Origin of the sequence: Bacillus alveayuensis, from assembly GCA_030812955.1 — a bacterium.
Taxonomy (GTDB): domain Bacteria; phylum Bacillota; class Bacilli; order Bacillales; family Aeribacillaceae; genus Bacillus_CB; species Bacillus_CB alveayuensis.
The window spans coordinates 46,078-62,719 of sequence record JAUSTR010000007.1 but is presented as its reverse complement, the minus strand read 5'-3'; the positions used below and the strand labels follow the sequence as shown (position 1 = coordinate 62,719).

Genomic DNA, 16,642 nt, shown 5'->3' with positions numbered 1-16,642 from the left:
GAAAGTTGTGGTAAAAATGCGTTTTTTGTCGAATTTTTTCCCTAATTTGATGAAAACCTTTTTTTTAAGTAATAAGACAAGATTTCCTTCCATTTTAAAGGATTCGTTTCTTTCAAAAGAGCTTGTACGATTACAGGCCGTTCGCTAAGGAAGGATAATTCTTGAAACAGCTGCTTCGTTTTTTCTTGTTTTTCTTTTACAGCAATTAAGAATACTAAATATACCTTTTCAGCTCCCCATTCGAGTGGCTGTTTTAATGTAGCAGCAGCTATGGCAGAGTTTTTAATATGTTTTGGATCACCGTGTGGTATCGCAATTCCTGCCCCGATCGTTGTTGCCGCCATCTTTTCACGAACAATAGCACTATGAGCGTATTGTTTGTCAACATAGCCTGCTTTACATAAAGCATTGGCTAGCTCTTCGATCACTTCATAGCGATGCACCTTGTTCAAATTTAAAAACATCGCCGCTTCATTTAAAAAGGCTAATATCGTCGCTTCCCCTTCACATTCACCTAAATGCTCATGACGATGTTGAATAAACTGTTTTACCTTTTTGATGTCACTTTCGGGCAATAGAGGTGAAACGGTGATGCTAGGAACACTTTTTATCGAAAGAGGGACGGTCGAAATGATGAGATCAATCGAATATTTTCCTAGATAATCATCAACATCTGCTTTTCCTATACACCCGACAATGTGTATATCTCGAAAATGCCGTTCAAGCTTTGTTTGAATGAGCTGCGACATCCCAATTCCCATCTGGCAAACGATTAATACTTGTATATCTTTTGCACTTACCTTTTGCAAACGTTCATATGAGGCTTGAAAGTGGAGGGTTAAGTAGGCCGCCTCTTCTTCAACAATTTTATATGGAAAGGTTTGTTCTATTTCCGTAATGACAGAAATGATGGAATCAAACATATATGGGTAAGTCTTTTTAATCTCATTTACCATTGGGTTGGCAATAGGCAAATCATGGGCTAGCCGCTGAAAGGTCGATAATAAATGGATAGACAAGCTCTTTGACAGCTCGTGATCTTTATAAAAATCAATGTTTGTTAATCGACTCATCCCATGAATAAGGTCGTGAAGGAATGTTTTTAACAATGGATGTTCCTTCAATTTTTCCGGTAACTTAGATGGACTGTTGACTTTAGCCCCTAAAACATGTATGGCTAAATGCATGATTTCTTTTTCTGAAAAACGAATGGCAAAAAACGGTTCCAATCTTTTAAGAAGGGATTTTGTCCATTTATATTCATTTGTGTTCCTTACATCCGATGATTTCGCTGCGGTGGAAATAGACTGATTCATTTTATTTCTTTTAATGGCGATTAAAATATGCATCAATATGCTTTCAAACGAATCATCGGTAAAAGATAAATGGTGTAATTGTTCCATTTCCTTCAATTCTTTTTCCACTATGAATACTTCATGAGGCGGAAATTGCTGTTTGATGAAATGGCGGTTTGGCTGAAAAGGGTTCAATAATTGATCAAGATTAGACAACGCCATTCGTTTATTTTGTTCACTTCCTTCAACTACTAAGCCGATTCTTTGTTTGGAAACTAAATTTAAATGATATTTTTTCAACCATTTCCTAATTTTTTCTAAGTCTTGTTTGATTACATTTTTGTGAATATAAAATTGTTCAGCTAAAGATTTTAAGGTCATATGCTTCGCTTCCATTAGAAGCTGGTACGCTATCTCAATGACGCGCTCTTGTTCCTTTTCGTCATCCGCCTGACTAACAATATGCAATTGCTTAAATAGATTGGCTTGATCCACTTCATCGATTTGCAAGGAAATCCCTAGCCCCGGCTTTTTTAACAGGAGAGCGCTCGTATGCTCCTGTAAATATTGTTCGATCACTTTTAAGTCATTGCGGACCGTTTTTTCGGAACAATTCACTTTTTCGGCTAACTGTTTCGTTAAAAAGTATTGCTGCTTTTCCGTTAATAAAACTTTCAACAGATCCTTCTGCCGTTCGTTCATCAAAACCCACACTCCAAGATGTCAATCTCCTCTTAAATCTCTTTGCTCATTATATATTAGTCTGTTCGTCGTTCACAAGGAAGTATGTGTACTTCCTATATTTGAGGACTCTTTGAAATAGTTGAGTCAATAAAGTATGTACTTAGTTTTGAAATTTTGATGAACATTCGACAAAATTCGAAAACTCCTTCGGCATTTCTTTACAAAAACTTAACACTATCTAAATATAACTCCCTTACTATAGTAGTTGTGGAAAATAATGAGAAAATAGGAGGAGAAAGGATGAGGACATTAGCCCAAATGAAAAAGACGCTCATTGTGCTAACAGCGTTGTTATTAGCTGTTGCTCCGCTGTTAGCAGGTGCCGACTCTCTCGCAAAAGCAGAAGCGCCTACGGCAGAAACGTTATTTTTCTCTGAGTATGTGGAAGGTTCAAGCAGCAATAAAGCCATTGAAATTTATAATGGAACAGGTCAATCAGTCGATTTAAGCGAGTATGTGATTGAACTTTATAGCAATGGCAAAACAAGTGTTGAAAAAGAATTATCCCTGCAGGGAACGCTTGAACATAACGATGTTTTCGTCATTGCCAACCCTAATGCCAATGCTGCTTTACTTGGACAAGCCGATCTAAAAGATGCAGTTGCGAATTTTAACGGAAATGATGCCCTCGTTTTAAAGAAAAACGGGGAAATCATTGATGTATTTCATATGGTAGGAAATAGTGATTACATTGCTGAAGATGTTACACTTGTTAGAATTCCATCGATTATAAAAGGATCGCAAACATTTAATCTAGCTGAATGGAATCAGCTGCCAAAGGATAGTTTCGATAATATCGGAAAACATACGATTGATCCTGCACCGGAAGAACTGCCAGCGGACGATGTTAAAAAGATTCAAGATATCCGCCAAACAAGCGGGGAAACGGTAACAATTGAGGGAATCGTTACAGCCATTTTTATAGCTGGCGGAAAAGCGAATGTGTACATTCAAGATGACTCAGCAGGAATCATTGTAAGAGCAGAGAATCTGGAAAATAAAGTGCAAATCGGCGATAAAATTAAAGCAACAGGGACAACTTATCAGTATTATGAAATGGCGCAGCTGAATGCTAATTTTGACAATGTTGAGGTTATTGAACACATTGGTCAACCATCCCCTCAAGTGATTACTTCCTCTCAGTTAACAGAAGAAGTTGAAGGCGAATTAGTTCAATTGAAGAACATTACGATCGAATCAGTCAATCAATATGAAGAACGTATAGCTCATGATGGAGACGGTGCATTTATCATTGATTCTGATTTAGTCGATGTGAACAAAACATACGAACAAATTACAGGTGTTGTTGAATATAGCTTCGGACAATACAGATTAATTCCGAGAAACGAAGCTGATGTGGTCGAAGACAGCAGTAAGGTTTCGCCTGTTATAGCTTCACCTAAACAAGGATTAGTAGCTTCAGGGACAAAAGTAGAGCTTTCTTCCGCTACGAAAGATGCAACAATTTATTACACCACAGACGAAACTAATCCTACTATCGAATCTACTAAATACACACAGCCTATTGAAATTACTGAAGACATCACCATTAAAGCAATCGCAGTTAAAGAAGGATTGCAAAATAGCGATGTATCTACCTTCACATATCAAATTGGAAAAGATTTAGACAAATTAGAAATTCATGATATTCAAGGGACCGGCCACACCTCCCCATATGTAGGTAAAACAGTTAAAGCTGTCGATGGCATTGTCACACATATTGACGGGGCTAACGTGTATATACAAGAGGTAAACCCTGATGATAATCCGAAAACATCTGAAGGATTGCTTATTTACAAACGAAATCACGGCTTATCCGTTGGTGATCATATTTCCGTTGATGGTGAAGTAAAAGAATATATATTAGACGGTTATTCAGATAAACATGAAACAGATTTAGCGTTTACAGAAATTTCCGCAACAAATATTGAAGTATTATCAAGTGGCAATAAACTTCCTGAACCTATTATTTTAGGTGCGAATGGACGTGTAATACCAGATAAAAACATCGACAACGATTCTTTTAGTTTATTTGATCCAGAAGAAGATGCGATTGACTTTTATGAAAGCTTAGAAGGAATGCGTGTTCAGCTCGAAAACCCAGTAGTTGTTGGTCCTCAAGAATACGGGAGTGTTGCCGTTGTTGTCGAAAATGGTACAAATCAAGTAAAAACAAATGTTGGCGGTTATAAATTAACAAAAGATGATCCAAATCCAGAAATATTATATGTACAAACAGGAGAAAACTTCATCGCAAAAGTAGGCGATTCTTTCTCAGGCACGATTACAGGTGTGATGAGCTATGATTACGGCACATATAAAATTTACCGAGATGTAAATGAACCATTACCTTCTCTAAAAGATGGTGGATTACAACGAGAAATCACATCAATTCAGAAAAAAGATGATCAGCTCACCATTGCTACTTATAATATAGAGAATTTTTCTGCACAAACAGAAGATACGAAAGTTCATAGAATAGCAGATTCTATCATTCATAACTTAAAAACTCCCGACATTATTGGATTAGTAGAAGTTCAAGATAACGACGGAGCAAATGATAGCGGCGTTACAAATGCTGACGAATCGTACAAACGATTAATTCAAAAAATACAAGAGCTTGGCGGGCCAACATACGAATTTACAGATATCGCACCAGAAAATAATCAAGATGGCGGTCAGCCAGGTGGAAACATTCGTGTCGGCTTCCTTTACAATCCAGATCGTGTTTCATTAGCAGAAGGAAAAAAAGGAACTGCAACAGAAGCCGTTGCCTATGAAAATGGAGATTTAACATTGAACCCTGGCCGCATTGCCCCAGATCAATTTGTAAATACTCGGAAACCACTAGCAGCAGAGTTTGAGTTTCAAGGAGAAGAAGTCATTGTTATTGCGGCACATTTTAATTCAAAAAGAGGCGACACGCCATTATTTGGCAAAACTCAGCCTCCTGTATTAGGAAGTGAAGCCGAACGAATTCGATTAATGTCTGAAGTGAACCATTTTGTCAAAGACATCATGGCCAAAAATGACCAGTCCAATATCGTTGTTCTTGGCGATATGAATGACTTTGAATTTTCAAAGCCGCTGGAAACACTAAAAGGTTCAGAGCTTACGAATTTAATTGACAAATTACCGGAGGAAGAGCGCTGGACATACAACTATCGCGGAAATTCCCAAGTACTCGACCATATTTTAGTTTCAAACCGTTTAGCAAAATCGGCCGAAATTGATATCGTAAACATTAATTCACCATTTATGGAAGAGCATGGCCGTGCTAGTGATCATGATCCAGTACTGGCACAAATTGATTTAACACCTCCGAAATCGATTACCATTTTACACACGAATGATTCACATGCTCGTGTCTTTGAAGGAAAATATGATGGAATGGGATTTGCCAAACTATCGACATTAATCCAACAATTCAAAGCTGAAAATGAAAACATCTTGCTTTTAGATGCTGGCGACACTTTTCACGGGACAACATTTGCTACATTAGAAAAAGGAAATAGTATCGTTAAAATCATGAATCAAATTGGCTATGATAGCATGGCCGCTGGAAACCATGATTTTAACTATGGCTACAACCGTTTATTAGAGCTTGCAGGTATGGCTGATTTCCCAATATTAAGCGCAAACGTCATCTATGAAGATACAGGAGAATTAGTATTGGACCCTTACATCATTCGAACGATTGACGGTATCAAATTTGGAATATTCGGCCTTTCTACACCTGAAACCCATTACAAAACACATCCAAAAAATGTAGAAGGCCTTAAATTTACAGATCCTGTCGCAGCAGCGAATAAAATGGTCAAAGAATTAAAAACAAAAGATGTCGATGTGATTATTGCCTTAACCCATTTAGGAACAGATGAATCAAGTACGGATACAAGTTTAAAAGTCGCACAAGGAGCGCCAGGAATTGATTTAATTGTCGACGGCCATAGCCATACAGTTGACGATATTGAAAATAGCGGCACATTAATTGTTAGTGCTGGAGAATATTTGAAAAACCTTGGTGTTGTTGAACTTACTTTCAATGAAGACAATGAATTAATTAGCAGAGAAGCAACGCGTATAACAAAGGAGGAAGCTGCGAATACCGAACCGGACCCGGCTGTTGAAGCGTTGATTCAAGAGATTGAAGAAGGACAAAAAGAAATATTATCAGAAGAAATTGGTTTTACAAATGTTAAGCTGGATGGAGAGCGTGAGCAAGTTCGTGCCGGTGAAACAAATCTTGGCAACTTAATTACAGATGCGATGCTCGAAATCACAGGTGCCAATGTTGCCTTAATGAATGGCGGCGGCATTCGTGCATCGATCGAAAAAGGCGTTATTACAAAAGGTGATGTCATTACCGTCCTGCCATTTGGCAACTATATTCAAACTTTAGAGGTTCCTGGTTCTGCCATTAAAGAAGCATTGGAAAATGGGGTGAAATCGTATCCTGCTGTAAGCGGAGCCTTCCCTCATGTAGCTGGGATTTCCTATGCCATTGATGTTGAAAAACCAGCTGGTGAACGAGTTCATTCCATTAAAATTAACGAGCAGCCATTGGATATGAATAAGTTTTATACGTTAGCCACAAATGACTTTCTAGCAGCCGGAGGAGATGAATATACTATTTTAACGAACTATAAGGTCACAGGAGATTTTCCGGCACTTGATGAAGCAGTGATTGAATATATTAAAAAGCGCGAAACGATTGAGCCAAAGGTAGAAAACCGGATTGTCGCCGCTCCAACACCGAAAGATGATGGTGACAACGGACAACAAGATGGGGATGGCAGCGGAAACGGCGACAATGGTGGAGACGATCAGAACAATCATGATGGAGACGGAAACAATGATCAAGGTGGAGACGATCAAAAAAATAACGATGATCAATCTAGCAAAAATGGAGATAATACCGATCAAGGGACGAGCGATGAACAGGCTGATCAAACGCGCAATGTCATCAAAGTTCATGTAAACAATGGAAGAGGCACCATCGATGTCAAAGCATTAGAAAAAGCTGATCCTAATAAAGCGATTCAGCTTGATTTAGGAAAAGAAAAGGCAGTGATTATCGAATTAACAGCCGAACAAGTTGAAATGTTAAAAGAAAATGGCCAAAAACTAATGGTTATGAACGATGATGTAGAAATACAAATTCCGATTGATATTCTTCCAAACCGGGACGTTTCGATCGAATTCAAACGCCTTAATAACTTAGAAAAAGCTGTAAGCGCCGTATACGATTTTACGATATTGGATCAATATGGGAACACCATTCATGAATTTGCAACTCCGGTAACACTTGTTTTCAATGTGACTATGGACAAAGTAAAAAACCCTGACAACTTGAACGTTTATTACTTCAATGAAACCAAGAAAGAATGGGAGCTTGTTCCAGGAGGTAAATTCAAAGATGGCAAGGTGATCGTTGAGACAAATCACTTTAGCCAATTTACCGTATTTGAATCAAAACAAAAGAGCCTAATGACAGCAACTGATACAACAGAAGAAAATCAAGAGCAAACGAATAACAATCAAGAAAATACTTCCGAAAGCAATTCATTACCGGATACGGCTACATCTTTTTACAATTTACTTACATTAGGTTTAAGCCTTCTCATTTTAGGCGGCATCCTAATCTTGATTCAAAAACGAAAAACAAGCTAAACTATTGATCTTGATGTTAGGCCATACTTCGATAAGAAAAATCGTTCCTTTAATCGTTGTAAATAGGAGCGATTTTTCTTTTAGGCTCTTTTCTAAAAGATTGTTGCTTTACCATAGCTTTTCGACTGTCCAAGCAAGCGACACGCTTGCTATGTCACGCGTTTAGCGTGACGTGAACCGAACAAAAGGCGATGGTTGGACAAATTACATTTGTCCGACCACGTGCTTTGTTCGGTTCATGGACAGTCGAAAAGCAACAAAGTTTACGAAAACAGCCTTCTTTTAACATTATTTAGAAAGCAAAGTTTAGGTAGGAAAGGTTCATTGGACTTTTTTTTCTAATTTTCAGCCTCATATGCTCCGGTCCGCTTGAATTTAAAAGTGAAATAAGCGATCGTCATTAGTGCACATCCTGTAGCAAAAGCAAGAAGTATCATATTGTTTTGCCACATAAAGGCATTTTCGCCGCTTGAAATCGCTGCTTTTAAAGCAAAAATGGAATAGGTCATTGGCAAGAGAGCATTAAATTTTTGTAATGCGCTCGGGATTAATTCAAGCGGGAATGTTCCAGCACTTGTTGTTAATTGTAAGATTAAAATAATAATAGCTAAGAAGCGTCCAGGCTGATCTAAAATGGAAACGAGCATTTGAACTAATGCCATAAACGTTAAACTCGTTATAATCGATGTCATAATAAATAATGAAACGTTTTGGACTTCAAGACCAAGACCAAAAAGTAGTACGAAATCGACGATAAGTGCTTGAATGGTTCCAAAACATGCTAACATGATAAATTTGCTGAAAAACCATTCCAAACTGTTTTTTGGCATTTTCATAGGCTCTTTAAACGGAAATACGATCGTCATCAGTAAGGCACCAACGAATAAACCTAGGGACATAAAATATGGAGCAAATCCAGTTCCGTAGTTAGGAACTTTATGAATTCCTTCATGTTGAACTTGAACCGGCTCTGCCATCATATCTAAATTTTGATCTTCTACATCCACTCCGTTTGCCTGATCAGCAGCTTTCGCTAACTTTTTATACATTTCATCTGTACCATTTTGCAGCTCTAGTGTTCCTTCTGTGAATTCTTTTGATCCATCAGCAAGCTGTTCAGCGCCATCGCTAAGTTTTTCAGAGCCTTCCAAAAGCACATTGAGCCCTTCTGTTAACGATTGGCCGCCGGAGACTAATTGTTTTGAACCGTTGTATGCGTCTGTTATTTTTTGATAAAATAATTGATTCCCAGATACGAGTTCGTGTTGTCCTGCCTGAATTTTTTGAACACCATTATTTAAGTCCTTAGAGCCGATGACCAGCTCGTGTACCCCATCATTTAATTGTTTTTGCCCTGCGGAAAGTTGTGCTAATCCGTCTGATAATTGTTGAACATTAGGAGCTACTGTTTGTTCAATGGTTTGATTTAAAGTAGCTGTTCCTAAAGCTACCTGTACACTGCCATTTTTCAGCTGCTCAAGGCTTTCCGCTAATTGTTCACTTTCTTCTGCAGAAGGTAATTTTGCTGCAATTTGCGCAAATTGTTCCGGCGGTAGCAATTGTTGTAATGTTGCTGCTAGCTGCTCCATATCAGATTGTTGCGCTAGAAGCTTTGCTTGCAGTTCTTTAATACCATCTGCAACCTGCTCTGCTCCTGTCGCCAATTTTCCTGTTTGCTGCTGTAGTTCTGGCATACTTTGCGAAAATTGCTGAGCACCAGTTGCCGCTTTGTTCATTCCGCTCATTAGTTGATTCATTTTCGTCTCAACGGTTGTCAGCCCTTTATAAACTTGACCGATCCCATCCGCTAATTGATTGGTTCCACTTTGAAGATCTACTGTTCCTTGAAGCAATTGGCTATGACCATCTTTCAATTGTCCTAAACCTGAGCTTAACTCTTTCATTCCTGATGCAAGCTGTTCCGATCCTTCATCAGCTTTGGAGACTCCTTCTTTAAATTCGATTGAACTTAGGGCAAGTGTCTCTAAATGACTTTTTAACTCATTCGAACCATCTAATAGTTTAAGCGCCCCATCATTTAGCTCTTTGGCGCCATCGCTCGCCTTTTGAAGACCTTCTGCCATTTCCTTTACTTGATCAAAAATAGCCTCGGAATAGGTTTTCGTTATCCTTTTTTGCATTTCTGCCCGTATTTCTTTCATGGCTGTTTCCCCAATTTGTGCCGATAAAAAGTTGTAGCTCTCATTTGGAACATATTTTAGCTGCAATTTCTTTGGATTTTCATCAAGTAGGGTTGTAGCATTTTGTGAAAAGTCATGCGGAATCTCTACAACCATATAATATTTTTGATTTTTTAAATCACGATATGCTTCCTCTTCGTCAACAAACTGAAAATGGAAATCCTTTGAACTTTTTAGCTCTTCAACAAGCTTATCTCCTAAATGCAACGGCTCCCCCTCAAACTCCGCCCCTTCATCATTATTTACGACGGCAACTGGTAAATTATCTATATGTTTATACGGATCCCAAAACGCCCACAAAAACATCCCTGCATATAAAACAGGAATAAAAAGAACTGCCACGATTGGAATGAGTACTTTACGATTTGTCAAAATTGCCTTTAACTCAGCACCTATTAACGAATGCTCCAACTTAATCCCTCCTCTTTTTGATTTATTGACTATTTTATTCATTTGGTCATTTATGAATAAAAAAATTATTCATTATAAATATCGTATATAAGTGAACTAAAAATGACTAAATGAGAAGTTTGGTCATCAGGTATAAACATATCACGGTTTGCGCATTTCTGCAATATAAATTTTTGAATCAAGTGACGGCTATCCCAAAGAGCCTAATTTCAGACACTACGTCTATTTATTGGGTAGGCGCTTCAAGTCAGACACTTATGGGACAGCCTCTAGCCATGCTCTTCTGCGAGACAATATTAGATGTAAATCGAGCTCGTTCCAAGCGGGAATCATTTAGTTTCCCAGAAAAATCTATCTGGTTCCCGATTTAATCTCTCGGTTCTGCGACTTAATCTCTCGGTTTCTCACCACAATCTCTCGGTTCTGCGACTTAATCTCTCGGTTTCTCACCACAATCTCTCGGTTCTGCGACTTAATCTCTCGGTTTCACACGTTTGCATCCCCTCCTCTCCCTTTCCTATATTCCTTTCAACTCTTCAAAAGATAAATGATATCGACGATTTTTAGTTATGCCGGATTGCTTTAAATTAAGTGATTGTAATAATCGGTAAGAAGCTTGTATGGAAGGTAAGTGCAAAAATTTGCGGCACTCCTCATTCGTGATTGAATGATGGAATAAGAGGGCATAGTCTTTTAAAGCATGCAGGTGGGCATCATGATAGGTTTTGTCACAGTTTGCACAGTACCATTTGTTTCGGCTTTTTTGTTTTTGCAAGGGTAGTTTCAAACATCGGGGGCAATGGACACCTGTTAAGATTTCGGATTTTTTTATATTAAAAAGGGAAAGTACATCTTGATGAAGAGGAGTATGATATTTAGTGAAGTAGCGGGATAGCTTCCTGATGTCTTTAGGGGAGAGGCGCTCCTGTTGATGTTTTGCGCTGAAACGTTCAATTTTATGGAGCAAATTCGTAGGGCGGATTACTTTTTGTTGAATTTCTTTCGAATCGGATGCTGCTTTTATAACGGTAGAATGGTTTGTAATCACAACAAGTGTTTCAACCGGAATCTGCGGGATGTTTTGCTCTTGCAGTAAAGATGTAATGATTTTTTGATGCCGCTTTAATTGCAATATGGGATCAGGAAAAGCTTCTTCTAAACCGTCCTTTATCCGTATAAGCTGGTGAAATGTTTGATCAAATAATAATGTTCCATTTATGTTTTTCACTTCAATTATAAGTATATAGCTTTTGGATAAAATAATCGTATCAAATTGTGCGTATTTATTTTCGCCAGCTGGTAATCGTAAGTCATGAAAAATAAAATATTGATTTTTCGGCAAATCGCTTAAAAAATAATCAATTGACTGCTCGCCAACATAGCCTTTCCAACATTTAGACAGCTGTTCTTTAATTAGGGCCCGTTGTACATGAGAAGTCGGAAGCCTCCTTAATAATGCTTCATATTTTAGAATTGTAAGAGGAATATCGCGCTCTTTTTTAATCAATATGTGATCACTCCTATCCACTCATTGGCCATTCCAAAATTTATTCTACTAATTAAACCAATTTCCTACTTAAATTTTTCAACACACTTTCCTGCAATATGATTTCGGCTACAACCATAACCTTACTTCAGCTTTTACACTCCCTTTTGCGAATAAGCTAGTTTTCCACGGCAAAATGTCATAGCCACTTCAAGTTAATTGTTTAAAACAACGAGGTCTGCATCCTTGCCTTTGGCGATACTTCCTTTACGATTGTAGATGTTGATTTGCTTGGCAAGATTTACGGACGCCATTTGAATGATATCTTGAAGTGTACACCCTGTATAAGAAATCATATTTTTGACCGCATCCTTCATCTTTAAAGTGAAGCTCTTCCTCTGTACGGGCGATGCGGCTAATTTGGTAGTCTAACCGATGATGGATATGGATGATGTCTTCTTTTGTAGCCATCTCACGACGAATGTGGGCAATCTCATGGATGATGCTATCTTCAATGCTGCGCTGTTCAATCTGATTGTCCCGAATGGCTTTTACCATTTTTATGTTCTCATCCATTTGCACTTTGAATAAATAAAGCTCTTAGTCCTGCTTGTCCATTCTCTGTTTAAGCGCTTCGACATTTTGTTTTAAGCCTCCCACATCGCCTTTTAGCGCTTCGACATCTTGTTTTAGGCCTCCCACATCGCCTTTTAGCGCTTCGACATCTTGTTTTAGGCCTCCCACATCGTCTTTTAGCATTTCGACATCTTGTTTTAGGCCTCCCACATCGTCTTTTAATGTTTCGACATCTTGTTTTAAGCCTTCCACAGCGCCTTTTAATGTTTCGACATCTTGTTTTAGGCCTCCCACATCGTCTTTTAGCGCTTCGACATCTTGTTTAAGACCTCCTACATCGCCTTTTTATGTTTCGACATCTTGTTTTAGGCCTCCCACATCGTCTTTTAGCGCTTCGACATCTTGTTTAAGACCTCCCACATCGCCTTTTTATGTTTCGACATCTTGTTTCAGAGTCCGTACCTCTTCTTTTAAAGTGCTCATATCTTGTTTGACGCTCTTCATGTCTCCAGTCAAGTCTTGAACGAGGTCCAATAATTGAATGAGAAGCTGTTCCGGCATGCGCATTCACACCCTCCTTCCTTTTTAGGATATGAAATTTCCATAGGAGATGGTCAGAGTAGAGGAATTTAGAGATGGAGAAGAAGTTGAGGAAATGTCTTACAACACCATATTAGCATATACCGACAAAAACAAGCTATTACTTTCGTTACATTCATATCGTGAAAAGAACTCGAGAAGAAATTACTAAGGTTTTATGTAACGCTTTCTAGAAAAATAAAAAGGATTTTTTCGCTAACGTGCTGAAATAATTTAAGGAGAAACAATATTGAAATTCATTGAAACAACCTCAAAAAATCTCGAATCCATCAAGCTAACATAGAATCTTAATCGTCACTTCATGTTAATGGATGTTCTTGAAATGTTGTTAGACATTTCTGATGCACTAACAACGAATCTTATCGTCACTTCCCTTTGATGGTGAAAAACAAACGGTAAACTAGTTCACGGATCTGAGACCACCCTAAAAATGTTGCGGAGGTGTTTTTGCGTGAACGGTCTGCAGGAGGATGTCAAGGAAATGTGGAAGCGCTTTATTTTTAAAAATGAGCTATCTGAAGAACTGTCCCCCATTGTCAAAGAATCATGGATTCGTTCAAACAAAAGAAAGGTAGATCCCTTCCAGCCCTATGGCCATATAAAAAAAATTGAAATGAAACGGTACAAAAGTCTCATTGATTGGGCTCTACCCTTAATGGAAGGACTTTATTCCATCGTAAAGGGCTCCGGATTTTTAGTCATTCTTTGTAATGAAAAAGGGCAGCTATTAAAATCCATCGGGGATCCAGACACACTGGAAAAGGCTGCTCAAATCGGCTTTGTCGAGGGGGCGGATTGGAGCGAACAAACGATGGGCACAAATGCGATTGGCACCTCCATTGTGATCGATCAACCTGTACAAATCGTTGCTGAGGAACATTATTCACAAATATGCCAATCATGGACTTGCTCCGCGGCCCCCATTCACGATTCAAAAGGCTGCATCATCGGCGTATTAAATGTATCAGGCCCATATGAAAAGGTGCATCCTCACACATTAGGGATGGTCGTTTCAGCGGTCAAAGCCATTGAGTATCAATTGAAGTTAAATGAAAAAACGGAAAAAAATATCATGATGCAGAGGTTTCTTGAAGCGACTACCAATAATATGAAAGAAAGCATCCTTATTATTGATACAGAAGGGAACATTATAAAGGCAAATGATCAGTTGAAAAAAATTCTTTGTCTTGACCAATCAAGCTTGGAAGAGAAAAACATCAACGAAATCTTTACAAATAAATCCATTGTTTCCAATAGTCCTGTCTATCTGCAAAACAAGGAACTCCATTTAAAAGTGAAGCCATCAAGAAATATCCATCATGTCATGGTCGATAAAATTCCAATTTATAAAGATCAACAGTGGATCGGTTCGATGATTATGCTGAAAGAAATCGAGAAGGTGCGCCAATTTGTCAACCACTTATCCGGCAACCAGGCAAAAATAACGTTTGATGATATTATCGGGCAGCATCCTTATTTTATTCAAAAAGTGAAGGAAGCTAAACTTTCAGCAGCGACCGACTCAAATGTTTTAATACTAGGAGAAAGCGGAACAGGAAAAGATATGTTCGCACAAGCCATCCACAATGAAAGCAAGCGAAAAAGCAGACCCTTTATTGCCATCAATTGTGCCGGAATTCCCCGCGATCTTCTTGGAAGCGAGCTGTTTGGCTATGTGGACGGTGCTTTTACCGGGGCTAAAAAAGGCGGAAGCGCGGGAAAATTTGAACTTGCTGACGGCGGCACCCTTTTTTTAGATGAAATTGGCGAAATGTCTTTGGAAATGCAGGTTCTTCTATTACGGGTCATTCAGGAAAAAGAAGTGGTGCGAATCGGCGGTCATAAAGTGATACCGGTGAACGTCCGAATTATCGCAGCGACAAACAAAAATCTCCGAGATGAAGTCAAAAAGGGAAGCTTTAGGGAAGATTTGTTCTTTCGCCTTAATGTTATGCCGATCACTCTGCCGCCTTTGCGGGAAAGAAAAGAGGATATACCGCTTCTTACCCATCACTTTATCGAAAAGCTCAGCAAAAAATTACACAAACCGTTTCCAGAAATTATGCCGGACTTTTTACAGGTGCTAACCCAGTACGATTGGCCAGGGAATATCCGCGAATTGCAAAATATACTTGAAAGAACATTAAACCGGAGTACAGAGTCTTCTTTAACTGCTAAAGATTTACCTGAAGAAGTGTTTCAAATGTTTTCTGGACAAAAAAAAGAGGAAATATTGCTTCATCGAGATGATATAAAAAAACAGTCCATTATTCAGGCGTTGCGTTTATTTAACGGAAATATCACGAAAGCAGCTAAACATTTAGGTATTTCCAGAAGTACTTTTTACAGACAAATGAAAAAGTTTAACATTCCATATTCATAAAATACTGTTTCATTTTGTATCAAATTGTATTAATATGTCGCAACAAAGTGTTCCAAAATGGGACACTTTGTTGTTTTTTCCTGAAAAACGTTTGTCGAATCGAATATCGTGCAAAAAAGTTTTTTGATTTTTTGAATAGAACAATTCGTGGTAAATCGACCAATTTCATCACTCTCCACCTTTTTTAATCACCAATATTGGTACACTTTTTGCATATTATCAAGATGAAAGCGTTTTATTTTTCATAAAGGAGGAGAGCACATTGACCATTTCCATCAACCATCTTCAATGGATGTATGAAACGATGTACAAAATTCGCTACTACGAGGACAAAATGGCAGAAGCGTATGCCGAAGGGAAAAATCCAGTCTTTAATATTGGTGCTGGACCTGTACCAGGTGAAATGCATCTTGCGACTGGTCAAGAACCTGCTGCTGTCGGCATATGTATTCATCTTAAAAAGGAGGATACGGTAACATCTCCACACCGCCCGCACCATCATGCGATTGCCAAAGGGGTCGATTTAAACAAAATGACTGCTGAAATCTTCGGGAAAGCAACAGGGCTCGGAAAAGGAAAAGGCGGGCATATGCACTTATTCGACCCTGAAGTCAAGTTTTCCTGTGGAGGGATTGTTGGAGCAGGAATTCCACATGCAGTTGGTGCCGCGTTTGCTGCAAAGAAAAAAGGAACGGATTGGGTAGCTGTTTCTTTTATAGGGGAAGGAGCTGCGAACCAAGGAGCTTTTCATGAATCTTTAAATATGGCAGCACTATGGAATCTGCCTCTTATTGTCGTCGTTGAAAACAATCAATACGGAATTTCTGTCCCTAAATCCGCATCAACTGCTGTTTTATCTAATGATATAAGAGCAGCGGCTTATGGTATCAAAGGATATTACGTAAAAGACAATGACCCAATCGAAATGTACAACGTGTCAAAAGAAGCGGTAGAACGAGCAAGATCAGGAGAAGGGCCATCCATTATTGAAATTGAAACGTATCGTTATTTAGGACACTTCCAAGGGGACCCAGAGCTTTACAGAGATAAAAATGAAGTTACTTTACTTAGAGAAAAAGATCCAATTATTCGCCTCAACCAAACTTTACGCAACGAACATGGGATAAAAGAGCATAAGCTGAGCGAATTGGAAAACAAGGCAAAGCAGGAAGTCGATGCCGCTTATCAATTTGCACGGGAAAGCGAATACCCTAAACCAGAAGATGCATTACAAGACCTTTTTGTTTAATCATTCCGAAAAAAGGATGATGGG

8 protein-coding genes and 1 pseudogene are annotated in these 16,642 nt (G+C 38.6%); 3 read left to right on the top strand and 6 right to left on the bottom strand.

What is annotated here, in order from left to right:
* Positions 1–41 precede the first annotated feature (41 nt).
* Positions 42–1,997 (bottom strand): BglG family transcription antiterminator, encoded by a 1,956-nt coding sequence (locus J2S06_RS09700; RefSeq protein WP_044895505.1) that lies wholly within the window; start codon positions 1,995–1,997, stop codon positions 42–44.
* Between the two features lie 282 nt (positions 1,998–2,279).
* Between J2S06_RS09700 and J2S06_RS09695 the strand changes: the two genes are divergently transcribed.
* Positions 2,280–7,712 (top strand): 5'-nucleotidase C-terminal domain-containing protein, encoded by a 5,433-nt coding sequence (locus J2S06_RS09695; RefSeq protein WP_419152150.1) that lies wholly within the window; start codon positions 2,280–2,282, stop codon positions 7,710–7,712.
* 338 nt (positions 7,713–8,050) lie between these two features.
* Here J2S06_RS09695 and J2S06_RS09690 read toward each other — a convergent pair whose 3' ends face one another.
* The 5 genes and pseudogenes from J2S06_RS09690 to J2S06_RS09670 all read right to left on the bottom strand — a co-directional run bounded on the left by J2S06_RS09690 (position 8,051) and on the right by J2S06_RS09670 (position 12,953).
* Positions 8,051–10,324: a YhgE/Pip family protein gene (locus tag J2S06_RS09690; RefSeq protein ID WP_419152149.1), complete on the bottom strand. Its 2,274-nt coding sequence runs from the start codon at positions 10,322–10,324 to the stop codon at positions 8,051–8,053.
* Positions 10,325–10,841: 517 nt separating this feature from the next.
* The gene (locus J2S06_RS09685) at positions 10,842–11,831 is read right to left on the bottom strand and encodes a nuclease-related domain-containing protein (protein WP_419152148.1); all 990 of its coding nucleotides are present in this window, start codon (positions 11,829–11,831) and stop codon (positions 10,842–10,844) included.
* A gap of 194 nt (positions 11,832–12,025) precedes the next feature.
* Positions 12,026–12,166, bottom strand: coding sequence for an amidohydrolase family protein (locus J2S06_RS09680; RefSeq protein WP_419152147.1), 141 nt, complete (start codon positions 12,164–12,166; stop codon positions 12,026–12,028).
* A 28-nt stretch (positions 12,167–12,194) separates the two neighbouring features.
* A pseudogene (locus J2S06_RS09675) lies at positions 12,195–12,695 on the bottom strand (hypothetical protein); the annotation flags it as partial.
* A gap of 120 nt (positions 12,696–12,815) precedes the next feature.
* Positions 12,816–12,953, bottom strand: a complete 138-nt coding sequence (locus tag J2S06_RS09670) for a hypothetical protein (protein WP_419152146.1) — start codon at positions 12,951–12,953, stop codon at positions 12,816–12,818.
* Positions 12,954–13,467: 514 nt separating this feature from the next.
* Here J2S06_RS09670 and J2S06_RS09665 point away from each other — a divergent pair.
* Together J2S06_RS09665 and J2S06_RS09660 are read left to right on the top strand one after the other, a co-directional pair.
* A complete protein-coding gene (locus tag J2S06_RS09665; protein WP_419152145.1) occupies positions 13,468–15,369 on the top strand; it encodes a sigma-54-dependent Fis family transcriptional regulator in 1,902 nt (633 codons plus the stop codon).
* A gap of 262 nt (positions 15,370–15,631) precedes the next feature.
* Positions 15,632–16,618, top strand: coding sequence for a thiamine pyrophosphate-dependent dehydrogenase E1 component subunit alpha (locus J2S06_RS09660; protein ID WP_044895502.1), 987 nt, complete (start codon positions 15,632–15,634; stop codon positions 16,616–16,618).
* Positions 16,619–16,642: the final 24 nt, after the last annotated feature.